Below are 25976 nucleotides of genomic sequence, written 5' to 3' on the forward strand. Positions count from 1 at the left end.
TCAAAACTTGAAGTTATAGGTGACCGAGGGTATGATACCAAAAATAGAGGTCCTCAATGCCTCATTCCGTCCCGTATCTTCATTTTCCCGAAAGTTAATTGAAGCAGCATTCATACGATTATAAACATTGTAAATACTAAATACCCATTCCGATTGCACTTTTTTTCTTTTGTTACGCTTTGGTGTTAAGGTAGCGGAAATATCTAAACGATGGAAATCGGGTAAACGTTCTTGGTTACGAAGTCCAAAAAATGGCACGGTCAAACCTTGAAATTCAAATTGACCTTCAGGGAAATTGGTAGGTTGGCCGGTTTGATAAATAAAATTAGCATTGAAATTCCATTTTTCAGAAGCATCATAACTTGCGAAAACAGATATATCATGGGTTTTGTCAAAAGGAGTACTATACCATTCTCCAAAATTAATACCTGTCTCCAAATTGGATCTACCATTATCAAAAGGCAACGTTCTTCCCGGGGTTCTTTGTTCAGACCTTGATAAGGTGTAAGCCAACCATCCTTTGAAAACACCCTCGTTTTTTCTTAGCAACAATTCCAATCCATAAGCCCTAGCCTCTCCATTTAGTATTACTTGCTCTATGGCATCGTTTGCAATAAGGTCCGCTCCATCAATATAATCTATCCTATTTTGGATATCCTTGTAAAATGCCTCAACTTCCAAAGAAAACTCACCTTCATTGATGTCTCGAAAATACCCAACGGCATATTGGTCCAACAGTTGTGGTTCAACAAATGGACCACTAGGAGTCCATACATCCAAAGGAGTAGGGGAGTTGGTGTTGGAAAGTAGATGTAGATATTGGGCCAAACGTGTATAGCTTGCCTTAATAGAGCTCTTGCCCTGAAAATTATACGCCAAAGATACTCGGGGTTCCAAGTTCGTGAAATTGTCTAAGCTGCCACCTCTTCCAGGATTGATGGTATCAATTGGGACAGCTTCTCTGTATACCAATAGAAATGGATCAAATATGACTGGATTATCGTTTTCGTAAACAAAAAGTTCGTCTTGTCCTAAGCGATTGAAATGACTGACTCTCAACCCATAGTTCAAGCTCAATTGTTCACTGACTTTATGCTCTACGCTTACATACGCAGCAGTTTCATTGGCATACTTTTTTGTGAGTTGGTCCTCAACAATTCCAGAGTCTTCCCGATTAGGTTTTATCTTTCCAGGATTAAAAACGTAATAGATGTTATTCAAGCCATAATCCAAGGTAATCTTATCATTGAGGTAATGCTTAAGGTCATATTTTAAGTTAAAGTTTTGAATACCTGAATCCCATTCGAAACCAACAAAATCAAGCTCCAAACCGTAGAAATAGTCCGAATAAATTACAGAAAGGTTAGAAAACAATTTGTCCGAAAAAAGATGGTTCCATCGAAAATTGCCCACAGCATTCCCATATACATTGACAAAACTATCGTTAATACTGAACAAATCCCGACCGAAGTAACCAGATAAGAAAATACTGTTCCGTTCGTTAATTCTGTGATTTATCTTGGTATTCAAATCATAGAAATATGCTCTATTGTCTATATCGAACAAAGGAAGGAACAAATGGGCATACGAAGCCCTACCACCAATTAGAAATGCAGTCCTGTCTTTATCAATAGGTCCTTCAACAAGTAATCTACTTGCCACCGCACCTATACCTCCACTTACCTTGAGTTCTTTACTGTTTCCCTCTTTTTGGAAAATATCCAGCACCGAGGATACGCGTCCTCCATATCTCGCAGGAATTCCTCCTTTGAACAATTTTACATCCTTAATGGCATCTGGATTAAAAACAGAAAAGAAACCAAACAAGTGGGATGAATTGAAAACTATGGCTTCATCCAAAAGAATAAGATTTTGGTCAGCCGCCCCACCTCGAACATTGAATCCAGAAGAGGCTTCTCCCGCATTGGTAACTCCGGGTAATAATATCAAAGATTTTATGACATCAGCCTCCCCTAAAACCACAGGAATTTGCTTTATTGTCTGCGAAGACAGGCTGTTTACACTTATCTGTGGTTTTTTGATATCCAATCTTTCCACATCATCCGTTACCACTACTTCATCCAATTCGGACATTTCCTCAACTAGGCGAAAGTCTTTTTTGATATCTTCCGTTAGGTTGACACTCTCCCTAACATCCTGAAAACCCAAATAACTAACAATAACCTCGTATTCCCCTTGGGGCAAAGTAATTGAATAAAAACCGTACTCGTTGGTGGTAACCCCGGTCCTTAGCTCTGGAAATACTATTGTTACCCCAATTAATGTTTCATTACTTGAAGCTTCGGAAATGGTTCCACTCAATGTGAATTTCTCCTGTGCGCTGACTATGGTAAATGTTATAAAAAAAAGGAGTGACAAGCATTTCCTCGAAAGATGGACATGGTTCATGAAGAAGCTAATGGATAGACGTTTTCCTAGATTCATTTTATTCGGTAACGGTAATAAATCGAGCATCGAATTCACTGATAGCAAAATATCCAAATGGGAACCTATCACTATTTGTGGTATTGACTATATTTCCTTTTATCGTAGCTGGGGGAGTTGCAAATGGCCCCCCGCCATTTTCACCAGATTGAGTGAGTACAAGTTCAGCGTAGGTAGCAAACTCTTTATCAATGCCAAAAAGTGTAATAGGCAGTAGGTCACCTGGCTCAACATCTTCATAGAAATATGAGAATGTAATTTCGCTATCCTGAAAAAACTCATCTTCAATCACCAAAAAATTATCAAACCCAAAGGAAAACAGATAGTTGTTACGCTCACCTGAAATGTCGGTAAATGTAATAATTACTTCCGTTTCTTCTTCTTCGTCAAAAAGAAAACCATCACCTTGAACGACATTGTCAATGGTAGGAGATGAATTTAGTCTTTCAACCGCGGAATATGTTTCACCATCGTATAAAATAGTCAAGGTATAGTCTCTGTCAAACTGCAATGTTGGGAATCCTGTGGAGAAAACGCCAGGCTCACTCTCGGTGAGTGGAAAAACCTCTCCGGTTTGTTCATCGGTTATGGTAACCGAAGCATTTTCCGCCGGGGGTACTTCATCATCAAAAAATGGAGCCGTCAAGGTAAGTCTTACCTCTCCAACCGTTATCGGGTCTCCGTTGCTCGCGTTGAATCCAATGAGTGCATCAACAACCAGTCTGGGTTCGGAAGTGGGTAATTCGACATCAATTACATCCTCACAGGAAAAAAAGAGTAGTGCGGTCGCAATGAAAAGCGAGACTTTACGCATTAAACGTGCAATTTTATGAAGGTCTAAAATAGACAATCATACTCGGAAAAAACACGGTTTAACAGTTTCTTAATCCTTAAAGGATGAATCTAGGACAAGGATTCCAAAATGCCGTTGAAGGTGTTACTAGGTCGCATTGCTTTTGATGCCAATTCCGGTTCTGGCAAATAGTATCCACCAATGTCCATTGAGGAGCCTTGTGATTCAATAAGCTCTTTGTCAATGACATCTTGGTTGGAATCAAGTTGGTTAAAGACATTGCCGAAAATTTGCTTCAATTCCTCGTCTTTGTCCTGATTTGCCAATTCTTCTGCCCAATATAGACAAAGATAAAAATGACTACCACGGGTATCACGCTCGTTCACCTTTCGGGAAGGTGATTTATCGTTTTCCAGAAATTTTTCAGTAGCATTGTCCAAAGTTTCTGAAAGAATCAAAGCTTTCTTATTCCCGTTCTTCTCGGCGAAGTGCTCCAAGGATACTCCCAGAGCTAGGAACTCGCCCAAGGAATCCCATCTCAAATGGCCTTCTTCCAAGAATTGTTCTACGTGTTTGGGTGCTGAACCTCCTGCACCAGTCTCAAACAAACCTCCTCCGTTCATCAACGGAACAATTGAGAGCATTTTGGCACTGGTTCCAACTTCAAGGATAGGGAATAGGTCCGTCAAATAATCCCGAAGCACATTTCCAGAAACAGAAATCGTGTCTTTCCCATCTTTTATTCGCGCCAGCGTGAACTTGGTCGCTTCAATAGGTGAAAGAATATGAATATCCAATCCTTCCGTATCGTGTTCCCTTAGATAGGTATTTACTTTTTCTATTAGTTGAGCATCATGAGCTCTTTCTTGATCTAACCAAAAAACAGCAGGCGTTTGTGTGGCACGAGCTCTACCAACTGCTAATTTTACCCAGTCCTTAATCGGGGCATCCTTTACTTGGCACATTCTCCAAATATCACCTTCATCGACACCATGCTCTAAAAGGATTTCGTCAGTAGAATCATGTACTACTCGTACTTTTCCTGAGGATGGGATTTCAAAGGTTTTATCGTGCGAACCATATTCCTCAGCCTTTTGGGCCATCAGTCCTACGTTAGGTACGGTTCCCATTGTAGTCGGGTCAAATGCTCCGTGCTCTTTACAAAAATCAATAGTGGCCTGATAAATTCCAGAATAGCTACTATCGGGAATAACTGCCTTAGTGTCCTGAAGTTTTCCGTCTTTATCCCACATTTTTCCAGAATTTCGAATCATGGCAGGCATGGAAGCATCAATAATCACGTCACTAGGTACGTGAAGATTGGTTATTCCCTTATCTGAATTCACCATGGCCAAATCCGGACCGTTTTCGATGGCGTCCGAAATGGACTTTTCTATCTCCTTACGTTTGTTTTCAGGTAATTCCTGTAGTTTTTCAAAAAGTGTTTCCAAACCGTTATTTGGATTTACACCTAAGGTTTTGAACGTGTCTGCATGTTTTGAAAAGACTTCTGAAAAATAGGTCTCCAGGGCATGACCAAAAATGATGGGGTCTGATACCTTCATCATAGTGGCCTTGAAATGAAGGGAAAGTAATAAACCTTTACTTTTGGCATCTTGGACTTCTGTTTTAAGGAAATCTACCAAAGCCTTTTTGCTCATCACCGTGGCGTCGATTATTTCACCTTTTTGAAGGGATACCTTTTCTTTAAGAATTGTCTTCTCTCCATTATCGCCCACCAACTCAATTCTCACATCTTGGGCATGTTGAAGAGTCAAAGATTTCTCATTGTTTCTAAAATCCCCATGGGTCATCGTTGCGACATGGGTCTTGGAGTCTGTAGACCATGCACCCATGGAGTGTGGGTTTTTTTTGGCATAGTTCTTTACGGCTTTTGGAGCCCTTCTATCCGAATTTCCTTCCCGTAGTACCGGGTTTACTGCGCTACCCTTTATTTTATCGTATCTGGATTTTACTTCCTTTTCTTGGTCATTCTTCGGGTTGTCGGGGTAGTCCGGAAGGGCAAACCCCTTGCTTTGTAGTTCCTCTATGGCCTCTTTAAGCTGTGGAATGGAAGCGCTTATGTTTGGAAGTTTAATAATATTGGCCTCTGGCGTTTTGGCCAATTCACCAAGAACGGACAAATCATCCGTAATTCTCTGTTCTTCTTTCAAAAAATCAGGAAAAACGGCTAAAATTCTGCCAGCCAGAGAAATATCTTTGGTTTCAATAGTTATATCGGCTGTTTGTGTGAATGCTTTTACAATGGGTAGGAAGGATAAGGTTGCCAAAGCAGGAGCTTCGTCTGTTTTGGTATAAAAAATATTGGCCATATAGGTGTAATTATTCGAGGGTGCAAATATACAATGTTATGGCTATTTTATGACTATTGGATACGTAGTCGGAGTTAAAATAATTCTAAGAAAATAAGGAAGGTGCAAAACAAACAAAAGCCATATCTATGTAGAACATAGATATGGCTTTCTGAAAAGGGCCATTAGACTTTAAACTTACGTTTCCGCAAATTTGCAACCATTGATTGCATCCTTTGCCCCCTTTGACGTTTACTCAACACTAAATGCCTTTAATTTTTCAACTAAACAACATCTAAAGAGTTTGTCTGTTGCTCCAAGATTCTATCAAGAAAGAATTTGCATTCCTTCCGCACATAAAATCTATTTATTTTCTCTTTGCGACCAGCCAAAGCGTATCACAATTCGAAATTCTTTTTGAGATCAGTAGTGTTACTAATTTAAAAGAGAAACAACAAATTTTAAAGAACGTCAGACTTTAAAAAGAAATAAGAATTTGATTAACTCTCCTTCATATTTCTTTGACTAAATTATCATAAAGGTTGAAAAATCCAAATTTTATAACCGTTTAAAAATCAACAATATATAAACCATGGTTATTAACAATTGTTCATAAGAAAAGGGCACCCTTTCGAGCGCCCTTTACAATTAGGTAACATGGAGAATTTTCTATCCCCTGATTTCTTTGATACGTGCTTTTTTACCGGTCAATCCTCTGAAATAGAAAATTCTGGAGCGACGTACTTTTCCTTTCTTATTCACTTCAATTCTTTGAAGAGCTGGCATGTTGATTGGGAAAATACGTTCCACGCCAACGGTTCCTGACATTTTTCTAATGGTAAATGTTTCGGTGGCACCGGTTCCTCTTCTCTGAATCACAACTCCTTTAAAGAACTGTGTACGAGTTTTTTCACCTTCCTTAATTTCATAATAAACAGTGATGGTGTCTCCAGAAGAGAAATCTGGAAAATCCTTTTTTTGGATAAACTCGTCTTCAATAAATTTTACTAAAGATTCCATGGGTCTTTTTTTGTGATTTAACAAAGTCAACTTTCACGCCTTTCGTCAGAGGTTGATTTTGAGAGTGCAAAAGTACCATTTTCTTAGGAATACCCAAGTGAAAATCAAATGTTTTTGGAATCGTTCCCTTTTTTTACGTATCCGATTATGAAAAGTAAGAGTCCTATCGCGAACAGCATATGTGGAATTTGATTGACAATACTAAAGATAGCATTGAATTTGACTAAATCCTCAGCCCCCTGTCTAGCTACCAAAGTGCTCCCAAAAAGTGAAAATCCGTAGAAGAGCACAGTAAGTAGGCTGCCTATAAACATAAGACCCGCGGCCAGACTTCTTTTTTTAAACAACAATATTCCTGTCGCAACAATGACCACTAGTTGAAGAATTGTACTGATTACTCCACCGGTCAGATATAGAATTTCATAATCTTTCATATCATTTCAATAAATCGGGTCTTTTTTCTTGGGTTTTTTGCAACGCTTGCTCTTCTCTCCACTCGTCTATTTTGGGCGTGTTTCCACTAAGCAAAATTTTAGGTACTTCCATTCCCTTGTACTCGGCAGGTCTAGTGTACACGGGCGGAGCTAAAAGATTGTCCTGGAAAGTATCGGTCAATGCAGAAGTTTCGTCATTCAATACACCTGGAATTAAGCGTATTACTGCATCGCAAAGAATGGCTGCCCCCAATTCACCACCAGAAAGTACGTAGTCGCCAACTGAGATTTCTCTTGTAACAAACTTATCCCTAACACGCTGGTCCACTCCTTTATAATGACCGCAAAGCATGATTACGTTCTGTTTCAGCGAAAGCTGATTGGCTATGCCTTGGTTCAGTGTGTCGCCATCTGGGGTCAAGTAGATAATCTCATCATAATCCCTTTGCTCCGTTAGCATGGAAATGCATCTATCAATGGGTTCAATCATCAAAACCATACCTGCCCCACCGCCAAATTGATAATCATCCACTTGTTTGTAGTTACCCTGTCCATAGTCCCTTAAGTTGTGAAGATGGACTTCCACAATGCCTTTGTCAATCGCCCTTTTTAGAATGGAAGCTTCAAATGGACTTTTCAATAGCTCGGGTAATACGGTAATGATATCTATCCTCATAATGGAATGGAAATGTTAAACGCCCGATGGGTTTGGATTGGTCCAAAAATAGTGTAAGTAGGATTTATCAAGTTCCCATTCCAAGGTTTCATACAATTTTTGTGCTGGATTGTCCAATGCAGTTTCCAAAGCCAATCCTTTAAAACCTTCTTTTTTACAAAATAATTGGGCATGCTCAAGTAGGGCTTTACCAACCCCTTTGTTTCTATGATTGGAAGCCACATACAAATCATTAAGTATGTAGAATGGCATTAGGGAAACTGATGAAAATGTCTTGTAGAGTTGGGTGAACCCTAGCGGTTCTCCTTTGCTTTGGGCTAAAAACAATTTATTTTCATTCCGACCAAAACGTTCATTTAAAAAGGTTCGGGCAGCTTCCAAGTCAGAGGGTTGTCCATAAAAGATACGATATGCATCAAATAAGGGTACTATACTTTCTAAATCCTTCTGGCTTGCGGTTTTTATCTCCATGGGGCAAATGTAGTCAATTCACCATTCTGCATTCATCATCAGAACCGGTTTTACCTTTCGGTGAAGTTTTGAGTTTGTCCTTTCTAAAAAGTTCCGTTAAATAGTTAATTGTGGTCTATGAAATATTTTGGGAAGTGAACTGGATTAACTCTGTTTGGATGATTTGATTGGGGAGGTCAAACAAAAAAGCTTCCCGAAGGAAGCTTTTCACTATTTCTTTTGCTTATTGAGCTCATCCTGCAGTCTCCTACTTACCTTTTGTTCCCGTTCCAGTGCTTTTCGCCTGTGGTCTTCATATTCCTTTTCCAATTCGGCCAAAGCACTCTTAGCTTGTTGTGTTAGAAAATTGCTGTTTCTGAACTTATATACGAACAAGAAAAGGAGCAATGTCAGAATTGCGATAATGCCCCATACAATACCTTTATAAGTTCCCTTGCTCAAAAGAGCTCCAAAGAATGAAATGCTATCTTTTTCGTTGGTCACTTGGGTCAAATTACTTGTAGTTTCTTGGAGCTTGGCATTTAACCCATCAATTTCACTTGTATTTCCCTCTATGGTTGAAGTGAGTTGTCTTATTGAAGCATTGGCTGTATTGATGGAATCGAAGATGCTTTTTTTAATTCTGTTCAAATCAGTTAACCGGACGACCTCGTAGCGAATTCCGTTTGCACTATAATTTCCTGACTTCTTTTCCAAAGCTTGAAATTGGGAAACAAGACTCTGACTCTCTTCAGTAGAATCGGATTGCTGTGCATTGATTGTAATAAAACTAAAAAGTAAAAGGGTGGTTATGAACAAACAAGAACGCTTCATGGTGTGTTTATAAGTTAATTTAGATTGAGGGTAGGGCGAATTTACGGTAATAAACCAAAAATCAAAAAACAGTTAGGCCTTTTTTTCCTAACCCCTAAAGAATGTTTAGTAATACGTATACCTTCTTACCTTAGAAATGTACTTCGCCAACCTGATTACTTGATGCGAATACCCATATTCGTTGTCGTACCAGATATAGAGAACCAAGCTTTTACCATCTGCAGAGACCAAGGTAGCCTTACTGTCATAAATAGAAGGTGCGGAGGCTCCCACGATATCTGAAGAAACCAATTCATTGCTCAAGGAATACTTAATCTGTTCCACTAAATCTCCCTCCAAGGCGTATTTTTTAAGAATGGTGTTTACGCTGTCAATTGAAGTTTTGGTTTTTACCTCCAGATTCAAAATAGCCAATGAGCCGTTGGGTACCGGCACTCGAATTGCATTTGACGTAAGCTTACCCTTTAATCCAGGCAAAGCTTTTGCCACGGCAGCTCCAGCTCCTGTTTCGGTAATGACCATGTTAAGCGCGGCAGCACGCCCTCTTCGATATTTCTTGTGCATGTTGTCCACAAGGTTTTGATCATTAGTATAGGCATGGATGGTTTCAATATGCCCTTTTTTGATGCCCAAAGAATCCTCGATGACCTTTAATATGGGGGTAATGGCATTGGTAGTGCAAGAAGCTGCGGAATAGATTTTCGTTTTATCAGGATCAAATTCCTTTTGGTTGACCCCATGAACTATGTTGGGTACCTCTTTTCCCGGAGCCGTGAGCAAGACTCTTCCAGCGCCTTTGGCTTCCAAATGTCTTGACAAAGCGGCCATATCTCTAAATGCTCCCGTATTATCAATAATCAAGGCGTTGTAGATACTGTATTTGGTATAATCTATGCTTTCAGGGGTATCTGCACTAATAAACTTCACCGTGGTCCCATTTATGATAAGGGCTTCGTTTTCAGCATCCACATCCACCGTTCCCATAAACTGACCGTGCACTGAGTCTGTCTTAAGCAAAGCAGCTCTTTTTTCAAGAACTTCCTCTGACAAAGCACCTCTAACCACAACCGCCCTTAACCGAAGCTGACTACCACGGCCCGTTTTGGTCATGAGCTCCCTAGCCACTAAACGCCCGATTCTTCCAAAACCATATAAAACTACATCTTTGGGCTTAATCTCCTTGGAAGCTTGAGCATCCTTTAATTTATCAAGTACAAATGCCTTTACGTTAAGATGTGTGTTTTCATCAGAGTGATATTCGTAAGTCAGTTTTCCAATATCCAACTTGGCAGGAGGGAGGTTAATATCATTTATGGCTCTTAAGATTTCAACCGAATCAAAAATGGATATGGGTTTTTGTACAAATTCTCCAGCATATTCATGCAGATTAATGATGTCACTTACATTCTTGTCAATAATCTGATTTTTGAAAAGTACGACCTCTATGGCTTTGTCATACCAAAGGTCGCTGATGATTTTAATGAATTCTGTTGTAGCTTTTCTTCTATCGGCCTGAAAGGCAAGTTCTTTTTCGTAGGAACGGATGTCGCTCATCTTTAGGTTGTGTATTTAGAAATTTTCGGCAAAATTAGATATTTCAAACGTTTTCGTGAAACCTTTTTTCCATAAAAAAACACCCAAAAAAGGGTGTCTTTTTATTTGTATTTTTTTAATGCCTATTGCAAAATCAAACGTTCTTTTTCACCATTTTTGTTTATCATGGTGAAACTGGTTCGTCCATATCTGGATATTTCACTGAATACTTCTTTGGCATCATCGATATTTGTTATTTCCTTACCATCCACCTCGGTGATAACTTTGTCCCTTAAGTCATATCTGCTGTAACCTTCGGGGACATCAATTATTTTTACACCCTCCTTCACACCAAATTCTTTTACATCTTCTTTGGAAAGGTTCTTAACCGTAAAATAGGTCACGGGCAGTGTAATAATCTCTTGCTTTTTTAGTCGCACACTTTTGGTAAGCCGTTGCCCATTTCTATCCACCATAACTTCTATAACATCCCCTGGTCTTTTGGAAGAAATATACCCAGTCAGTTCAGAAAACTTGCGCACCAAAATGTTATCAACTTTTTTAATGACATCTCCTTCTTTTAATCCAGCTTCAGAAGCACCAGATTCTTCTGTTATTTCGGAAATATACACGCCTTCAATTTCTTCGAGGCCCAATTCAGTTGCGATTTCAGTATTCAAATCACCTCCTCTAATACCCAAAAGACCTCTTTGTACGTTACCAAACTCCATTAAATCCTCAATCACTTTTTTAGCAATATTACTGGGTACCGCAAAAGCGTAGCCAACATAAGAACCTGTTTGTGAGGTTATTGCAGTGTTGATACCAATCAAATCTCCATTAGTGTTTACAAGTGCGCCTCCACTGTTTCCTGGATTGACGGCTGCATCGGTTTGGATAAACGACTGTCCTCTTCCCAAAGAACGTGCTTTTGCACTTACAATTCCCGCAGTAACGGTAGAGGTCAAGCTAAACGGATTTCCCACAGCAAGCACCCATTCGCCCACCTTGGCATTATCAGAATCACCAAAGGCAAGATAGGGCAGAGCTTCATCAGCGTTGATTTTTAGCAAAGCAATATCGGAGTCTTTATCGGCTCCAATTACTTTGGCCTCATATGTTTTCTTGTTGTTCAGGGTAACCTCAAGTTGACTTGCGTTGGCAATAACATGATTGTTGGTTACGATAAAACCGTCAGGAGAGATGATTACTCCAGAACCCGTTCCTATTTGGGGAGTCTGCTTTCTTTCAAATCCGTAGAAAAAATCGGAGAGACTGTTCCCGGAGCCCTTGCTAATGGTCAAGTTTTTTACGTGTACCACCGAGTTCACCGTTTTTTCTGCCGCAAGGGTAAAATCAACTTCATTTATTCCTGCACCTTTAGGTGAGGTACTTAAACTACTTGTACTGATAAAAGGGGTCCCTTGTGTGTTCTCAACTATTTTATACGTGTCTTTTTCAAAAAATATTATGTACGTCCCTAAAGTAATTGCTCCTGCAAATAGGGAAACCAAAAATAAACCTGCAATTTTCTTCATAATTCAATAAATATTTAACATTTGGCTTTAACAAAATTAAATTAATTCACTTTTGAGTTGACCGGTTTAACTCCCTTTTAACTACAAAAATTTCCCTAAAGAAATGCCCTATATTTGTTCTTTTGAACGCAAGTATGAAGGCCGAATTTTATAAATATCAAGGAACCGGTAATGACTTTGTCATGATAGACAATCGTCAAGACATTTTCCCCAAAAACAATACCAAGCTTATAAGCCAACTTTGCGATAGGAGATTTGGTATAGGGGCTGATGGTCTTATCCTTTTGGAAAATGACAAATTGTCCGATTTCATAATGGTATACTATAATTCAGATGGAAGCCAGAGCCTTTGTGGCAATGGTGGGCGTTGTGCCGTGGCTTTTGCGCACTTTTTGGGCATGATTGATAAAGAAACCTCTTTTAACGCTATTGATGGTTTGCACTATGCTTCCATTGACGGAGATATCGTCAATCTTAAGATGGGGAATGTTGATGAGGTAAAGGAAAAACCTACCTACAGTTTTTTGGATACAGGGTCGCCGCATCATGTACAGATTGTGGAGGATTTGGAAGAGGTTGATGTTAAAAGGGTAGGAGCCAAACTCAGATATGGTATGTATGGCAAAACGGGAAGTAATATCAACTTCGTTTCAGAATCAAAGGATGGTGCCTTTAATGCCCGCACATATGAACGTGGTGTTGAGGATGAGACCCTCTCATGTGGGACTGGGGTGACCGCTGTTGCCATTGCGATGCACAAAATGGGGAAAACAGAATCGAATACGGTATTTATAAATATGCCCGGAGGAAAATTGACGGTGAGTTTTGATACGCAAAATGGGTCTTACTCCAATATTTTTCTAAAAGGTCCCGCAAAACAGGTATTTAAAGGAGAAGTGGAATGGTAAACTTGAAGGGAACCCGAATTAAACTTAGGGCGCTTGAGCCTTCGGACCTCGATTTTCTCTATCAGCTGGAAAACGACACCTCCATCTGGGAAATCAGTGGTACTACCAAACCATATTCGAAAAAGGTTCTACAGTCTTACCTAGAAAACGCCCATCTGGATATTTATGAGGTGAAGCAGTTGAGGTTGTGCATATGTGATGCAGATGATGTTTGTTTGGGTTTGATTGATTTGTTTGATTTTGACCCAAAAAATGCAAGAGCCGGTATAGGCATTGTCATTTCAAATCCAGAAAATAGAAACAAGGGGATTGGGGCAGAAGCTATTTCGCTTTTTTGTGAGTATGCTTTTTCAACGCTCCATCTGCATCAGATTTACGCCAACATCTTGGAGGATAACAAAAGGAGTATCAATCTATTCACCAAGCTCGGGTTTGAAGTCATTGGAACTAAAAAAGGATGGGTACGAACACGTGAAGGCTTTAAAAATGAAATCATGTACCAAAAATTGAATCCTTATGTACATTAAAAAAATACTTTGGGCAGTAGCCATTCTTGGCTTGGTTATCTGTGGTTTTGTTGTTTATCAAATTTACTCTGCCATTTTCAGCCCTAATACCCAGTTCAATAATGAAACGGCTTATGTTTTCATTCCCACGGATGCTACATTCTCTGAGGTGACTCAGCAATTGGAACCTCTATTGAAGGATATAACTTCTTTCGAAGCAGTGGCAAAGCGCAAAGGGTATTTGGATAATATTAAAGGAGGAAAATTCCCATTGACACCAGGAATGAACAACAATGAGATTATCAATTCCCTAAGAAGCAATAATACTCCGGTACGTGTTTCTTTCAATAACCAAGAATCTCTTGCTTCTTTAGCAGGAAGAATAAGTGTGCAATTGGAGGCAGACAGCGTTCAATTGTACAATACTTTCAACAATTCAGCATTTTTAAACGAAAATGGGTTTTCGGACGACACCAAGTTAGCCATGTATCTTCCAAATACGTATGAGTTTTTCTGGAATACCTCGGCGGAAGGCTTCCGGGATAGAATGTTGGCGGAATATCAAAAGTTTTGGAACAAGGACCGTGTTGATAAGGCCAATTCCCAGAAACTAACCCCCTTACAAGTTATTTCCTTAGCTTCCATAGTTCAAAAAGAAACAGCCAAGGTGGATGAACGACCCAGGGTGGCAGGAGTATACCTGAATCGTATTGAAAAGGGAATTCTGCTACAGGCAGACCCTACCGTTATCTATGCCATAAAAAAGGAAACAGGAAATTATGATACAATTATCAAGCGTGTCTTATATCGGGATTTAGAAATTAACTCCCCTTACAATACCTATAAATATAAAGGTATACCCCCTGGACCTATTGCTATGCCAGATATTTCTTCCATTGATGCGGTCTTGAATCGTGAAAAACATGACTATCTCTTCTTTGTTGCCGATGTTTCGAACTTTGGATACCATAAGTTCGCCGAAACTTTAGCGCAACACAACCGGAATAAGGCTCAATACATTCGTTGGCTAAATGCCCAAAAAACCTACCGCTAGTACTCTTCACCGTTAATTTTCAACGATTTAACGTTATTTAGGGCCGATTTATGAAAATATTAGGAGCTTTAACCTTGTTAACAAAAAGTCTCCCACTATATTTGCCGGCCAAAATAAAATTTCGGTGCGTTAAGCATTGAAATCTTAAATATGTAAATTATGAAAAGATGGATTAGTTTTATTTTGCATCTTGCCATGATTGTCATTTTAACGAGTTTCGGCTCGTACTCGGTAACCAAGAAGGAATTCCCCAAAGTTCCTGACAACCTCCGAGTGACACTAGAAACTGAACCTACGGTTTCCAGCGAATTTGATTCGATAAGGGAAACTGCTATTGCTCCGCCCTTTTTGGGCAAATCGTACAACGGCTTCAAAGAAGCCTTGGCTTTTAAAGAGTCTCAAGGACGCTACCAAGTAGTTAATACTTTGGGATATCTTGGAAAGTACCAATTTGGACGAAGCACTTTGAAATTGATGGGTGTATATGACACCGACGATTTTTTGAATAACGCCTCACTTCAGGAAAGGGTTTTTGAAGTAAATGTGGCCCGGAACAAATGGATTTTGAGAAGGGACATTAAGCGGTTTAATGGTAAGCGCATCCGTGGCATCGAAATAACGGAATCGGGTATCATAGCAGCAGCTCACTTAGCGGGCGCAGGTAATGTGAAAAAGTACCTGAGGTCCTATGGTAAAAAGGATGTTGCCGACGCTTATGGAACTACAATTTCCTATTACATGAAGAGATTTGGAGGTTATGATGTTTCAGAGATTCATCAAAAACGTAACGCGAAAGTTTAAAACAAAAGCGTTCTTACAAATAGAGATAACCCGGTTTCAATTTTGATTCCGGGTTTTTTTATGCCTGAATAATGAAAATGGTGGGTCTTTTGTTCAAATCTATCGTCAATTCCTTCCATTCATGAACACTTTTTGTTTGGATAAATTCCGTGGGTAAGGTAATATCCGTAGCTATGCAAAGCCGTGTACTTTTTTGAAGGGTTTTGGTAAGTTCCGATAACAGTTTGTCATTCCTATAGGGAGTTTCCATAAATATTTGGGATTGCCCTGTTTCTCGAGAAAGGCGTTCCAGTCTTTTTATCATGGCTTTGCGTTCCGGGACTTCAATGGGCAGATATCCATTAAATGCAAAGTTTTGCCCATTCATACCACTTGACATCATTGCCATCAAAATAGAGGATGGTCCTACCAGCGGAACCACTTGAATTCGTTTCTCGTGTGCGATTCGCACTACATCCGCACCTGGGTCGGCAATTCCGGGACAACCTGCTTCAGATAACACACCTACATCATCCCCATGAATACAAGGGTCTAAAAATGAAGGGATAACAGCGGGGTCCGTGTATTTATTGATAGTCTCTATTTCTATATCTCCTTGGGATTTTCCTGGGCTTACCTTTTTGATGAACCTTCGAGCGGTTTTTTCATTCTCAACAATATAGTAGTCTATATTTTCAATGGTCCTTTTGATGGAAATGGGCAGCACTTCCAAAGGAGCATTGTCCCCCAAGGTGGTAGGTATTAAATAGACCTTCCCGGCGACCAAACTCGGACTGGGCTTGTTTTCCTCCATTTCAATCAAGTTTTTTTATGATTTCTTCGCAAGCTGACTCTATGAGCTGATACACTTTCTCAAAACCATCATCACCTCCGTAGTATGGGTCTGGGACTTCTTGGGGACCACTTTTCAATTCACTCAAAAGCAACTTTACCTTTTTTGCTTGATGCTCCGCAGTGGCCAAACCAAGAACGTTAGAAAAATTGCTTTTATCCATAACGTAAATGTGGTCAAACTCATCAAAATCAACAACAGAAAATTTTCGACATCTTTGATGGCCAATATCTAGACCATGGGTTTTGGCAACAGCAATTGAACGGGGGTCTGGTGGATGTCCAACATGATATCCAGCGGTTCCGGCCGAATCCACAAATACTTTTTCATTATCTACTTTGGATGCTAGAATGCCTTCGGCCAATGGTGACCTGCAAATGTTTCCGAGGCAGACCATTAGGACCTTGGTTTTCATGAATTGGAGAAGTGAATTAGGAGAACTTTTTGTTCAAGTCCTCAATATATTTTCTGAATTGTTTGTCGGTTTCGGCAAGATTATCCACGGTTTTACAGGCGTGTAGCACTGTAGCATGATCTCGCTTCCCAATTTGAGAACCGATACTGGCTAAGGAAGCTTTAGTGAACTTTTTTGCAAAGAACATGGCCAATTGTCGCGCCTGAACAATATGTCGTTTACGGGTTTTGGACTGAAGCGTGGCCACATCCATTTCAAAATAGTCCGATACTACTTTTTGGATATAGTCAATGGAAACTTCCCGTTTGGTGTTTTTTACAAACTTTTCCACCACTTGCTGGGCCAATTCCAAGGTAACCTCTCGTTTATTAAAGGAAGATTGTGCAATCAAAGAAATAATGGCTCCTTCCAACTCACGGATGTTGGTCTTGATATTTTTAGCAACATGGTCCACAATTTCCTCTGGCATCTCCACACCATCACGATAAAGCTTGTTTTTTAGTATGGAAACTCGAGTTTCGTAGTCTGGACTTTGCAATTCTGCTGAAAGTCCCCATTTAAAACGTGACAACAAGCGTTGCTCAATATCCTGCATATCTACTGGTGCCTTGTCCGATGTGAGAATAACTTGTTTCCCGTTTTGGTGCAAATGATTGAAAATATGGAAGAATACATCCTGTGTTCCAGATTTTCCAGAAAGGAACTGAACGTCATCAATAATCAATACGTCTATCAACTGATAAAAATGGATGAAATCGTTCCGCGTATTCTTTTTTACGGACTCAATATATTGTTGAGTGAATTTCTCTGCCGAAATGTAGAGAACCGTTTTTTCAGGATACTTATCTTTTATTTCGACCCCAATGGCATGGGCCAAGTGTGTTTTTCCCAAACCAACACCCCCAAAAACCAAAAGTGGGTTAAAGGACGTACCACCAGGTTTATTGGCAACTGCCATACCCGCGGAACGTGCCAATCTATTGGAATCGCCTTCCAAGAAATTTTCAAAATTGTAGCTTGGGTTGAGCTGTGACTCAATTTTGATATTTCGAATACCTGGAATGACAAATGGATTTTTTAATTCAGGACTTTTGGAAGTTATGGGCACATCCAGTTCCTGAGGTGCCATGGCTGTTCTATTTGAACTTGGAATCTGCTCAGTGAAAGGTTCCTTATTGCCATATTTATTTTCCATCTTTATAATGTAGATGAGTTTGGCATTTTTTCCCAATTCTTTGGTAAGCGCAACTTTAAGAAGCTTCACATAATGTTCTTCAAGCCATTCATAGAAAAACTTACTGGGTACCTGAATGCTCAGTGCATTATCTGTTAACCTGATAGGCTTAATAGGTTCAAACCATGTTTTGAATGCCTGCGGTTGGATATTATCCTTGATAAAAGCCAAACATTTGTTCCATACGGAATTTGCAGTAACACTCATAAAAGTTTTTCCTTGTTTGTTGGTTAGCTAAATTTCTAATTTGCTAAGAGCATCTAGGGTTTAAAGATGCTCGTTGGATGCGACAAATATGTGAACAATCTTTTTAAAAAAAAAATCAAATTCCAGTTGAAAGTTTTGTTTTTTTTTCGCATGTTTCCTCAATGTTAACCAAGCCTCTAAATATAAAATTTTTCGCTTAATATATGCGACTAAATTCATTTTCTTTTCGGGTACGTTACGGGGAAACAGACCAAATGGGAGTGGTTTATCATGGGAACTATGCACAATACTTGGAAATGGGTAGAGTGGAGTGGTTAAGAGCTCTAGGTATCAGTTATAGGAGCATGGAGGAAAATGGAATCATGTTACCTGTAATTTCCTTACAACTGGAATATAAAAAATCCGCATACTATGATGACCTGCTTACGGTCGAAACCAATCTGGTCAAAACACCAACTGTAAAAATTGAGTTTGACTATCAAATATTCAATGAAAAGAAAGAGCTATTGGTGAAGGGGAATACAGTTTTGGTTTTTATGAATATGGAAACTGGAAAACCTACCAGATGTCCAAAGTACATTTTAGAGAAGTTGGAAGATTAGTTGGGTTTATTCACGGTTATCCCTTGAACCTCTTGAAAGATTTCAATCATTTTGTCTGCCTTGCTTTTTTGGACTGAGATTTTCAGTTCACAGTTAAGTTCCATTTTTTGTGAAAGAATGTGGATTTGGTGCTGTTTCAAAATACGCATGACTTTATTCATGCCCGGATATTCAAAAATCAAGTCGATTTTGGCATATTCCACCCTTTCCACAATTTCAGAAGTTTCCAAAGCCAGTCGAGCTCCTTCGCGATACGCTTGTATGAGTCCTCCAACTCCTAACTTAACCCCACCAAAGATTCGAACTACCGCGACCAATACATTGGTCACCCCAAACGATTGAATTTGTCCATAAATGGGCATTCCCGCCGAGTTATTGGGTTCGCCGTCATCATTGGCTCTGTATTTAACCGATTCAACACCCAATTGCCAGGCATAGCACACATGATTTGCCGTGGGATGTTTTTTTCTAAGAGTATCTAAAATAGATTTTACCTCGTCTTCTTTGGAGAGTGGAAAAGCATACCCAAAGAATTTACTCTTTCTGTCTTTATGGAGAACTTCTTGAGAAGGTTTTGATATTGTTTTAAATGTATCCTCCATACCAACTTTTAAAACAAGGCGACCAACACTATACTCAATACGGCCAATACAATGCCTCCCCAATTCTTGAATGACATGGATTCCTTAAAGAACCAAACACCTACCAATGTGGAGAGCATTACAATTGCCACATTGTTTATGGTAAAAATTGCGGCACTGGTGAATTTTTCGTGCTGTAGCGCTTTTACCAAAAAGAAAATGGAAAAATAATTGGGTATTCCCAAGGTAATCCCTCCCAATACATTTTTAGTGTTGATTTTCAGTGGTTTTTTAAAAGCATTAATCCCAATAAAAACCAATCCAGTTAGAGCAGCCGCTCCAAAAACAACTGCTGAAAAAATAGGAAGTTCCTCATCGGTTAGATGGATTTCTTCAAAATATTTGATAAAGGCATCAATTAGACCAGACCCCAAAAAGGCTAATAAGGGAAGTAGTAAGACTTTTTTTGAAATTTGTCTAGAACTTTCTTTCACAGAAGAAAAATAGACTGCGGCCAGTGCCAAAAGAATACCAATAATTTGAATCATGGAGAGCTCCTCCTTATAAAGAAAGACTCCGAAGATAACAGGTATGACCAAAGACATTTTTGTGGCCACTGAGGCAACGGAAACCCCGGCAACTTGGGAAGTCTTGGCAATAATGTTGAAAACTAGTATAAAGAAAACGCCTAGAGCCACTGTGCCCCAGACCCATGGTTTTTCTAAGATATCACCAACGGTAACTGAACCGGTGTAAAAGAGTAAGCCGGCACTACAAGCTGTAATATAGTTCACGATAATGGCATACAAGGTCTGCACGCCGTAGGTAGCGTATAATTTAAATATCACAAGAATTAGCGTAGAGCAAAGCACACTAAGAATCAGAGCCAACATTTACAAACGGGATTTGAGTTGGGTAATATCCTCTTCACCCACTTGAAGATTCCAAGAAACTATACCAAGACTGGCCGCGGCATCCGTGTTTTCTTTGGTATCATCCACAAATAGGGTTTCCGAAGCCTTTAAATTATTTTGGTCAAGGACGAACTGAAAAATTTCAGTATCAGGTTTACGCATTCCCATCTCATAGGAAAGATAAAATACCTCAAAGGCATTCTTAAACCGATTATAATTTTCCATGCCCATTTGCTGTTTTACAAACTCGATATGAATGTCATTGGTGTTGCTCAACAAAAACAATCTGTAGGCGTTATCACTAGCTAATTGTTCCACAAATTCCAAACGATGTATGGGAAAATCCAAAAGAATGGCATTCCAGGCATTTATCAATTCTGTTTGCGTAGCGGATGGAAAATGTGTAGATACCGTCGATAGAAATTCCTTGGATGAAACACTTCCTTTTTCGTAATCTTTAAATAAAGAATCCAAGCCTGGAGTGAGTTGCTTAAAACCATAAGGTTCTATGGCTTTGGCCGTGGCCGCTTTGTCTAAGTTGATGAAAATGTCACCAAAGTCCAGAATAATGTTTTTAATCATGGAACGAGTAGGGTTAAAGAGTCTGAAAATATATTTTTCTTTGCTATTGGTGTTCCTTTAATTCTTGGAGCGTGCAGTCCTTCTCCAAAATTCCCATCTCCTTGGAAAATTCTGGCTTCATCCCAAATACTGTCATCAATAAAGGACTGTAGGGTTTTGGCCCCGCCTTCCACTAGTACGCTGGTTATGGAATGCTTTTGAAGAACATCACAAATCTGACGGACCATGTTTTTTGAAAAATCAATGATTTCATATTCAATTCCTTTGACATATCTGGAATCATCTTCAATTTCCGTAAAAACTATGGTTTTAGCTTCCGAATTCAATATGTTGAAATGGTCTGGAATTCTCAAGGTTCTATCCAAGACTACTCGAATGGGATTGATCCCAGTCCAATGGCGAACGGTTAGTTTTGGGTTATCTTCCAAAACTGTTTGTGTCCCAACTAAAATGGCATGTTCCTCACCTCTCCATTGATGCACCAACTGCCTGGAGTTGGTATTGGTTATCCAATAAGGCTCAGGATTTCCACTTCGAGAATAGGATGCTGGTGCCATAAACCCATCATTGGTCTCGGCCCATTTTAAAATAACATAGGGTCGTTTTTTCTCCTGAAGACTTAGAAATCGTCTATGATGCTTACGGCATTCCTTTTCCAAAACACCAACCATTACCTCACAACCAGAATCTCTTAATTTTTGAATCCCTTTTCCTGCAACTTTATCATTAGGGTCCTGAATACCAATAACAACCTTCGGAATCTTATGTTCTACGATTAGATTGACACAAGGTGGAGTTTTACCATAATGGGAACAGGGTTCAAGAGTAACATATAGGGTCGATTGGGACAACAGGGTTTTATCTAAAACGGATGCTACCGCATTTACTTCGGCATGGGGGCCACCATAAGGACTGGTAAAACCCTCTCCAATAATGGTTTCATTATGAACAATCACACTACCTACCATAGGGTTTGGGGCTGTGTTGCCCAATCCGTTTTCACCCAATTGAATACATCTGCGGATGTATTTTTCATGTATCTTCACAACGCAAAAATAGGACATTAAACTACACCATGGAGGAGCTTACAATTCGTAAAATACAACAAGGTGACAATGAAAAAATTGCGCTTCTTATCCGCTCTATTTTGTTGGATATGGGTGTGCCAAAAGTAGGTACTGCCTATGAGGATAAGGCTCTTGATGACATGTACAATGAGTATGCTAAGGTTAGGTCCAGTTATTTTGTTGCGGAAAAAAGTGGTGAGATTTTGGGTTGTGCCGGAATAGCTCCTCTGCAAAACGTGGAGGAAAATATTTGTGAACTCCAAAAAATGTATGTAGCTCAAAAGGCGCGTGGTCAAGGAGTGGCCAAACAGTTAATGCAAACTTGTTTGGATTCAGCCAAGGATTTTGAATTTAAAGCTTGTTACCTGGAAACGATGCCTTACATGAAAGCGGCCCACCATCTGTATGAAAAGTTTGGTTTTCAGTTTATTGAAGACCGGTTAGGTGATACTGGACATTACTCCTGCCCGGTGTTCATGATTAAATACCTTTAGCAGAATGCTATTATCAGAAATTAAGTCAATTTTTCATAAAGAATTGGGACAGCTTTATCCTAAGGAAGAGATAGATAACTTCTTTTATCTTTCCATAGAGCATTATCTGGGATTGGAGCGCTTTATATTGGTTTTGCAACCCGAACTGGCCCTAACTAAAGATGAGGAACAACCTCTTTTTGAAACCCTTTCCACCTTAAAACGGGAAATGCCAATTCAATACATTTTAAAGAAGGCACATTTTATGGGTTTGGAATTTTATGTAAATCAACATGTTCTCATCCCTCGACCGGAAACTGAAGAACTGGTTCAATGGATACTTGATGACATAAATTATCAAACATCAGATATCAAAATTCTAGACGTCGGTACGGGAAGCGGCTGTATTGCGGTTGTTTTGGCAAAGCATCTTCCAAACCTTGAAATGCATGCTCTCGATATTTCAGTGGAGGCACTTGAAATAGCGAAAGAAAATGCTACGAAAAACAAAACGGAAGTTACGTTTCACCAACATAGTATTCTTGATTTGAACTTAAAACTTGAGCCTAAATTTGATATTATCGTATCCAATCCACCTTATGTTCGTCACCAAGAAAAAGCTCAAATGCGAAATAACGTTAAAGAGTTTGAACCTGATGAAGCCCTGTTCGTCCCAGACGACAACCCATTGTTGTTTTATGAAGCTATAGCGCTCTTTGCAAATAGGAACTTAAAAAAAGGAGGTTTTTTGTATTTGGAAATCAATCAATATTTAGGACAAGAGACAAAGGCACTTTTAGAAGCGCATAATTTTTTGGAAATTGAACTGCGCAAAGATTTTTTTGGAAACGACAGAATGCTAAAAGGGAAGCAAAATTGAATATGGAAAGTATTGCTGTTTTTTGTGGTAGTAGTTTGGGACTGAATGAGCAAGTAGCAGAACAGGCTGCTGAACTCGGGAAATTCTTTGCCATTCAAAACATCACTTTGATCTATGGTGGGGCAAAAGTTGGGTTGATGGGTAGAATTGCAGACGGAGCCTTACAAAATGGGGGTCGGGTTATAGGTGTCATTCCAACCTTCCTAAAATCGAAAGAGATTTTTCATGAAGACCTAACAGAACTTATTGTAGTGGAAACCATGCACGAAAGAAAGACAAAAATGCACGAACTTTCTGATGGATTTATCGCACTTCCTGGAGGATTTGGCACCTTGGAAGAACTATTTGAGATAGTTACCTGGGCACAGTTGGGGCTTCATCAAAAACCCATAGGAGTGTTGAATATCAAAGGTTTTTTTGACCATATGTTCCAATTCTTAGACAATATGGTGTCAGAAGGGTTCTTAAAACACGAAAACCGAGATATGATTTTACAATCTGAATCATATCAAGACCTGTTGGAACAAATGAAATCATATAGTCCAAAGCGTGTAACTAAATGGATTGAAAAAGAGCAAACATAGAATGACCACCCAAGAAAAAATAACTTCTTTAAGAAATGAGCTTCGCGAGCATAATCACAACTATTATGTTTTGGATAAGTCCACCATATCCGATTATGAATTTGATATGAAACTCAAGGAGCTTCAAGCTTTGGAAGAGGCTCACCCTGAGTTTTATGATGCTACATCTCCCACTTTACGGGTAGGAGGGGCCGTGACCAAGAATTTTGAGACCATTCAACATCAACACCGCATGTATTCGTTGGACAATTCCTATTCCAAAGAAGATTTGGAAGATTGGGAAAAGCGCATCCAGCGTATTTTGGGCAATGTAGAAGTAGAATATACTTGCGAGTTGAAATACGATGGCGCTTCCATTAGTTTGACTTACGAAGATGGAAAATTGATAAAAGCAGTCACAAGGGGGGATGGTTTTCAGGGAGATGATGTGACCACTAATATCAAGACCATTAAGTCCGTGCCCTTGCAATTGAAGGGAGATTACCCTCCAAGATTTGATATTCGGGGAGAAATCATTTTGACCTTAGAGGGATTTGCCAAAATGAATCGGGAACGGATTGCCAATGGTGAAGAACCTTATATGAATCCAAGAAACACTGCTTCTGGCAGTTTGAAGTTGCAGGATAGCTCCCTAGTGGCACAGCGCCCATTGGAATGTTTGTTGTACAGTTTAGCAGGGGAGAGGTTAGGATTGACATCTCAATTTGAAGCATTGGAAAATGCCCGCTCCTGGGGGTTTAAGGTACCTACTGTTGCCAAATTATGTAAATCTATTGATGAGGTTTTGGAATTTGTTGAACATTGGGATGTACACCGCCATGATTTGCCTTACGAGACCGATGGAGTGGTCATTAAAGTAAACAGCTTACGTTACCAGGATGAACTGGGGCATACGGCTAAGGCTCCAAGATGGGCCATGGCCTATAAGTTTAAGGCAGAACAAGTTTCAACTGTTCTGAATGAGATTACCTATCAGGTCGGTCGTACTGGTGCTATTACCCCAGTTGCCAATTTAACACCAGTTCTGCTGGCCGGGACGACCGTGAAAAGGGCATCCTTGCACAATGCAGACCAGATTGAAAAACTTGACATTCGTGAAGGGGACACGGTTTTTGTAGAAAAGGGAGGAGAGATTATACCTAAGATTATTGCCGTTGATCTTTCAAAACGACCTGCTGGGTTAACTCTAACACAATATATTACGCATTGCCCAGAATGTGGTACAAGATTGATACGAAAAGAAGGAGAAGCACAGCATTTTTGCCCGAATGATACAGGATGTCCACCTCAGATTACAGGACGCATTCAACATTTTATATCCCGTAAGGCCATGGATATTGAAGGATTGGGTGGGGAAACTGTGGAGTTGCTATTCAAGGAAGGGCTGATTGCCAATTATGCCGATTTGTATACTCTGACCAAGAATCAGATAATGCCTTTGGAACGTATGGCAGAAAAGTCAGCCGAGAATTTGGTAAATGGGGTTGCCGCATCCAAGGCCATACCCTTTGAGCGAGTTTTGTTTGCATTGGGTATTCGCTACGTGGGTGAGACTGTTGCCAAGAAATTGGCCAAGGCGTACAAAAATATAGACGCGCTAATGAATGCTTCCGAAGAAGAATTGGTGGCTGTTGATGAAATTGGTGGTAGAATCGCAGAAAGTGTGGTTCAGTTTTTTGATAATTTGGCCAATGTACAAATTGTTGACCGCTTAAAATCATACGGATTACAGTTTTCCCTTTCTGAAGAACAGTTAGAGGGGCAAACAGAAAAGCTAAAGGGTCAGACCTTTGTAGTTTCCGGAGTTTTTGAAAGTATCAGTAGAAACGAATTGAAAAAATTAATTGAAGATAATGGAGGCAAGGTATCATCTTCCATTTCATCAAAGACAAGTTTTTTGGTTGCTGGAGACAACATGGGACCAAGTAAAAAAACCAAGGCAGAAACCCTTGGAGTTCCCATTATTTCTGAACAGGATTTCTTGCAGAAGCTACAATGAAAGGTCCAAAAGATTATGCCATATTTCTACAAACCTTGGAAGAAAAATTTCCTTCCGCTGATTGGAGCTTAGCATTAAAAGCGTTATGGTATGATGCCAAAGGGGACTGGAATGCTTCGCACAATATTGCCCAAGATCTACACACCCAAATGGGCAGTTGGATACATGCCTATTTGCACCGTAAAGAGGGAGATGATTGGAATGCGGCTTACTGGTATAGGCAAGCGGGACAGCCTTTTCCTAAATATGGTTTGGAAAAAGAATTGAGGTGGTTGATTGAAGCTGCTCTAGAAGAATAGAAT

Annotated in this window: 27 protein-coding genes; 10 read left to right on the plus strand and 17 right to left on the minus strand. The window is 39.7% G+C overall.

What is annotated here, in order from left to right; genetic code table 11:
• From CLV81_RS14135 to CLV81_RS14180, 10 genes are all read right to left on the minus strand, one after another.
• Nucleotides 1–2409: a TonB-dependent receptor gene (locus CLV81_RS14135; protein WP_106147565.1), complete on the minus strand. Its 2409-nt coding sequence runs from the start codon at nt 2407–2409 to the stop codon at nt 1–3.
• Between the two features lie 37 nt (nt 2410–2446).
• A complete protein-coding gene (locus CLV81_RS14140; protein ID WP_106145747.1) occupies nt 2447–3259 on the minus strand; it encodes a DUF4249 family protein in 813 nt (270 codons plus the stop codon).
• A gap of 89 nt (nt 3260–3348) precedes the next feature.
• Nucleotides 3349–5571 carry an NADP-dependent isocitrate dehydrogenase gene (locus CLV81_RS14145; RefSeq protein ID WP_106145748.1) on the minus strand — a complete coding sequence of 741 codons (2223 nt, stop codon included), beginning with the start codon at nt 5569–5571 and terminating at the stop codon, nt 3349–3351.
• Between the two features lie 648 nt (nt 5572–6219).
• The gene (rplS, locus tag CLV81_RS14150) at nt 6220–6570 is read right to left on the minus strand and encodes a 50S ribosomal protein L19 (RefSeq protein WP_106145749.1); all 351 of its coding nucleotides are present in this window, start codon (nt 6568–6570) and stop codon (nt 6220–6222) included.
• 104 nt (nt 6571–6674) lie between these two features.
• Nucleotides 6675–7004: a hypothetical protein gene (locus tag CLV81_RS14155; RefSeq protein ID WP_106145750.1), complete on the minus strand. Its 330-nt coding sequence runs from the start codon at nt 7002–7004 to the stop codon at nt 6675–6677.
• Between the two features lies 1 nt (nt 7005).
• Nucleotides 7006–7680 (minus strand): tRNA (guanosine(37)-N1)-methyltransferase TrmD, encoded by a 675-nt coding sequence (gene trmD, locus CLV81_RS14160; RefSeq protein ID WP_106145751.1) that lies wholly within the window; start codon nt 7678–7680, stop codon nt 7006–7008.
• Nucleotides 7681–7695: 15 nt separating this feature from the next.
• Nucleotides 7696–8151, minus strand: coding sequence for a GNAT family N-acetyltransferase (locus CLV81_RS14165; protein ID WP_106145752.1), 456 nt, complete (start codon nt 8149–8151; stop codon nt 7696–7698).
• 210 nt (nt 8152–8361) lie between these two features.
• Nucleotides 8362–8964, minus strand: coding sequence for a tRNA (guanine-N1)-methyltransferase (locus CLV81_RS14170; RefSeq protein WP_106145753.1), 603 nt, complete (start codon nt 8962–8964; stop codon nt 8362–8364).
• Between the two features lie 105 nt (nt 8965–9069).
• Complete coding sequence (locus CLV81_RS14175) at nt 9070–10518, minus strand: glyceraldehyde-3-phosphate dehydrogenase (protein WP_106145754.1); 1449 nt, start codon at nt 10516–10518, stop codon at nt 9070–9072.
• A gap of 122 nt (nt 10519–10640) precedes the next feature.
• Nucleotides 10641–12035 (minus strand): trypsin-like peptidase domain-containing protein, encoded by a 1395-nt coding sequence (locus tag CLV81_RS14180; RefSeq protein WP_106145755.1) that lies wholly within the window; start codon nt 12033–12035, stop codon nt 10641–10643.
• A 134-nt stretch (nt 12036–12169) separates the two neighbouring features.
• Here CLV81_RS14180 and dapF point away from each other — a divergent pair, with 134 nt between their 5' ends.
• The 4 genes from dapF to CLV81_RS14200 all read left to right on the plus strand — a co-directional run bounded on the left by dapF (nt 12170) and on the right by CLV81_RS14200 (nt 15304).
• Entirely contained in the window at nt 12170–12943 is a 774-nt protein-coding gene (dapF, locus tag CLV81_RS14185) for a diaminopimelate epimerase (protein ID WP_106145756.1), read from the plus strand.
• Entirely contained in the window at nt 12937–13470 is a 534-nt protein-coding gene (locus tag CLV81_RS14190) for a GNAT family N-acetyltransferase (RefSeq protein WP_106145757.1), read from the plus strand. The genes dapF and CLV81_RS14190 overlap by 7 nt, the downstream gene beginning before the upstream one ends.
• Complete coding sequence (gene mltG, locus CLV81_RS14195) at nt 13460–14503, plus strand: endolytic transglycosylase MltG (RefSeq protein ID WP_106145758.1); 1044 nt, start codon at nt 13460–13462, stop codon at nt 14501–14503. The genes CLV81_RS14190 and mltG overlap by 11 nt, the downstream gene beginning before the upstream one ends.
• Nucleotides 14504–14662: 159 nt before the next feature.
• Nucleotides 14663–15304 carry a lysozyme family protein gene (locus CLV81_RS14200; RefSeq protein ID WP_106145759.1) on the plus strand — a complete coding sequence of 214 codons (642 nt, stop codon included), beginning with the start codon at nt 14663–14665 and terminating at the stop codon, nt 15302–15304.
• Between the two features lie 58 nt (nt 15305–15362).
• On the opposite strand, the gene CLV81_RS14205 is transcribed toward CLV81_RS14200, so the two are convergent.
• Genes CLV81_RS14205 through dnaA form a run of 3 tightly spaced genes read right to left on the minus strand, consistent with a single transcriptional unit; the run spans nt 15363 to nt 17992 of the window.
• Nucleotides 15363–16097, minus strand: coding sequence for an SAM-dependent methyltransferase (locus CLV81_RS14205; protein ID WP_106145760.1), 735 nt, complete (start codon nt 16095–16097; stop codon nt 15363–15365).
• Nucleotide 16098: 1 nt separating this feature from the next.
• Nucleotides 16099–16551: a low molecular weight protein-tyrosine-phosphatase gene (locus CLV81_RS14210; RefSeq protein WP_106145761.1), complete on the minus strand. Its 453-nt coding sequence runs from the start codon at nt 16549–16551 to the stop codon at nt 16099–16101.
• A gap of 16 nt (nt 16552–16567) precedes the next feature.
• Nucleotides 16568–17992 carry a chromosomal replication initiator protein DnaA gene (dnaA, locus tag CLV81_RS14215; RefSeq protein ID WP_106145762.1) on the minus strand — a complete coding sequence of 475 codons (1425 nt, stop codon included), beginning with the start codon at nt 17990–17992 and terminating at the stop codon, nt 16568–16570.
• A gap of 203 nt (nt 17993–18195) precedes the next feature.
• Between dnaA and CLV81_RS14220 the strand changes: the two genes are divergently transcribed.
• Nucleotides 18196–18594 carry an acyl-CoA thioesterase gene (locus CLV81_RS14220; RefSeq protein ID WP_106145763.1) on the plus strand — a complete coding sequence of 133 codons (399 nt, stop codon included), beginning with the start codon at nt 18196–18198 and terminating at the stop codon, nt 18592–18594.
• On the opposite strand, the gene CLV81_RS14225 is transcribed toward CLV81_RS14220, so the two are convergent.
• From CLV81_RS14225 to ribD, 4 genes are read right to left on the minus strand one after another with little or no spacing between them, the layout of a single operon-like run.
• Complete coding sequence (locus tag CLV81_RS14225) at nt 18591–19196, minus strand: IMPACT family protein (protein ID WP_106145764.1); 606 nt, start codon at nt 19194–19196, stop codon at nt 18591–18593. The two genes, CLV81_RS14220 and CLV81_RS14225, sit on opposite strands and share 4 nt — an antisense overlap.
• Nucleotides 19197–19204: 8 nt before the next feature.
• Complete coding sequence (locus tag CLV81_RS14230; RefSeq protein WP_106145765.1) at nt 19205–20068, minus strand: DMT family transporter; 864 nt, start codon at nt 20066–20068, stop codon at nt 19205–19207.
• On the minus strand, nt 20069–20671 hold the full coding sequence (locus CLV81_RS14235) for an HAD family hydrolase (RefSeq protein ID WP_106145766.1): 603 nt from the start codon (nt 20669–20671) through the stop codon (nt 20069–20071).
• Complete coding sequence (gene ribD / locus CLV81_RS14240; protein WP_106147567.1) at nt 20668–21717, minus strand: bifunctional diaminohydroxyphosphoribosylaminopyrimidine deaminase/5-amino-6-(5-phosphoribosylamino)uracil reductase RibD; 1050 nt, start codon at nt 21715–21717, stop codon at nt 20668–20670. Before ribD ends, CLV81_RS14235 begins: the two co-directional genes overlap by 4 nt.
• A 29-nt stretch (nt 21718–21746) precedes the next feature.
• Here ribD and CLV81_RS14245 point away from each other — a divergent pair, with 29 nt between their 5' ends.
• The 5 genes from CLV81_RS14245 to CLV81_RS14265 are packed head-to-tail and all read left to right on the plus strand — an operon-like array spanning nt 21747 to nt 25973.
• Complete coding sequence (locus CLV81_RS14245; RefSeq protein WP_106145767.1) at nt 21747–22232, plus strand: GNAT family N-acetyltransferase; 486 nt, start codon at nt 21747–21749, stop codon at nt 22230–22232.
• A 4-nt stretch (nt 22233–22236) separates the two neighbouring features.
• Complete coding sequence (gene prmC, locus CLV81_RS14250) at nt 22237–23091, plus strand: peptide chain release factor N(5)-glutamine methyltransferase (protein WP_106145768.1); 855 nt, start codon at nt 22237–22239, stop codon at nt 23089–23091.
• 2 nt (nt 23092–23093) lie between these two features.
• Nucleotides 23094–23675, plus strand: coding sequence for an LOG family protein (locus CLV81_RS14255; RefSeq protein ID WP_106147569.1), 582 nt, complete (start codon nt 23094–23096; stop codon nt 23673–23675).
• Nucleotide 23676: 1 nt separating this feature from the next.
• Nucleotides 23677–25674, plus strand: a complete 1998-nt coding sequence (ligA, locus tag CLV81_RS14260) for an NAD-dependent DNA ligase LigA (RefSeq protein WP_106145769.1) — start codon at nt 23677–23679, stop codon at nt 25672–25674.
• A complete protein-coding gene (locus CLV81_RS14265; protein WP_170068336.1) occupies nt 25671–25973 on the plus strand; it encodes a hypothetical protein in 303 nt (100 codons plus the stop codon). Before ligA ends, CLV81_RS14265 begins: the two co-directional genes overlap by 4 nt.
• Nucleotides 25974–25976 lie beyond the last annotated feature (3 nt).

It is taken from the genome of Flagellimonas meridianipacifica, from assembly GCF_003001695.1.
GTDB classification, from domain to species: Bacteria; Bacteroidota; Bacteroidia; order Flavobacteriales; family Flavobacteriaceae; genus Flagellimonas; species Flagellimonas meridianipacifica.

Excerpts from the sequence above, each read along its gene's own strand:
- CLV81_RS14135 (WP_106147565.1), bottom strand. The coding sequence starts at position 2,409 with ATGAACCATGTCCATCTTTCGAGGAAATGCTTGTCACTCCTTTTTTTT.
- CLV81_RS14140 (WP_106145747.1), bottom strand. The coding sequence starts at position 3,259 with ATGCGTAAAGTCTCGCTTTTCATTGCGACCGCACTACTCTTTTTTTCC.
- CLV81_RS14145 (WP_106145748.1), bottom strand. The coding sequence starts at position 5,571 with ATGGCCAATATTTTTTATACCAAAACAGACGAAGCTCCTGCTTTGGCA.
- rplS (WP_106145749.1), bottom strand. The coding sequence starts at position 6,570 with ATGGAATCTTTAGTAAAATTTATTGAAGACGAGTTTATCCAAAAAAAG.
- CLV81_RS14155 (WP_106145750.1), bottom strand. The coding sequence starts at position 7,004 with ATGAAAGATTATGAAATTCTATATCTGACCGGTGGAGTAATCAGTACA.
- trmD (WP_106145751.1), bottom strand. The coding sequence starts at position 7,680 with ATGAGGATAGATATCATTACCGTATTACCCGAGCTATTGAAAAGTCCA.
- CLV81_RS14165 (WP_106145752.1), bottom strand. The coding sequence starts at position 8,151 with ATGGAGATAAAAACCGCAAGCCAGAAGGATTTAGAAAGTATAGTACCC.
- CLV81_RS14170 (WP_106145753.1), bottom strand. The coding sequence starts at position 8,964 with ATGAAGCGTTCTTGTTTGTTCATAACCACCCTTTTACTTTTTAGTTTT.
- CLV81_RS14175 (WP_106145754.1), bottom strand. The coding sequence starts at position 10,518 with ATGAGCGACATCCGTTCCTACGAAAAAGAACTTGCCTTTCAGGCCGAT.
- CLV81_RS14180 (WP_106145755.1), bottom strand. The coding sequence starts at position 12,035 with ATGAAGAAAATTGCAGGTTTATTTTTGGTTTCCCTATTTGCAGGAGCA.
- dapF (WP_106145756.1), top strand. The coding sequence starts at position 12,170 with ATGAAGGCCGAATTTTATAAATATCAAGGAACCGGTAATGACTTTGTC.
- CLV81_RS14190 (WP_106145757.1), top strand. The coding sequence starts at position 12,937 with ATGGTAAACTTGAAGGGAACCCGAATTAAACTTAGGGCGCTTGAGCCT.
- mltG (WP_106145758.1), top strand. The coding sequence starts at position 13,460 with ATGTACATTAAAAAAATACTTTGGGCAGTAGCCATTCTTGGCTTGGTT.
- CLV81_RS14200 (WP_106145759.1), top strand. The coding sequence starts at position 14,663 with ATGAAAAGATGGATTAGTTTTATTTTGCATCTTGCCATGATTGTCATT.
- CLV81_RS14205 (WP_106145760.1), bottom strand. The coding sequence starts at position 16,097 with ATGGAGGAAAACAAGCCCAGTCCGAGTTTGGTCGCCGGGAAGGTCTAT.
- CLV81_RS14210 (WP_106145761.1), bottom strand. The coding sequence starts at position 16,551 with ATGAAAACCAAGGTCCTAATGGTCTGCCTCGGAAACATTTGCAGGTCA.
- dnaA (WP_106145762.1), bottom strand. The coding sequence starts at position 17,992 with ATGAGTGTTACTGCAAATTCCGTATGGAACAAATGTTTGGCTTTTATC.
- CLV81_RS14220 (WP_106145763.1), top strand. The coding sequence starts at position 18,196 with ATGCGACTAAATTCATTTTCTTTTCGGGTACGTTACGGGGAAACAGAC.
- CLV81_RS14225 (WP_106145764.1), bottom strand. The coding sequence starts at position 19,196 with ATGGAGGATACATTTAAAACAATATCAAAACCTTCTCAAGAAGTTCTC.
- CLV81_RS14230 (WP_106145765.1), bottom strand. The coding sequence starts at position 20,068 with ATGTTGGCTCTGATTCTTAGTGTGCTTTGCTCTACGCTAATTCTTGTG.
- CLV81_RS14235 (WP_106145766.1), bottom strand. The coding sequence starts at position 20,671 with ATGATTAAAAACATTATTCTGGACTTTGGTGACATTTTCATCAACTTA.
- CLV81_RS14245 (WP_106145767.1), top strand. The coding sequence starts at position 21,747 with ATGGAGGAGCTTACAATTCGTAAAATACAACAAGGTGACAATGAAAAA.
- prmC (WP_106145768.1), top strand. The coding sequence starts at position 22,237 with ATGCTATTATCAGAAATTAAGTCAATTTTTCATAAAGAATTGGGACAG.
- CLV81_RS14255 (WP_106147569.1), top strand. The coding sequence starts at position 23,094 with ATGGAAAGTATTGCTGTTTTTTGTGGTAGTAGTTTGGGACTGAATGAG.
- ligA (WP_106145769.1), top strand. The coding sequence starts at position 23,677 with ATGACCACCCAAGAAAAAATAACTTCTTTAAGAAATGAGCTTCGCGAG.
- CLV81_RS14265 (WP_170068336.1), top strand. The coding sequence starts at position 25,671 with ATGAAAGGTCCAAAAGATTATGCCATATTTCTACAAACCTTGGAAGAA.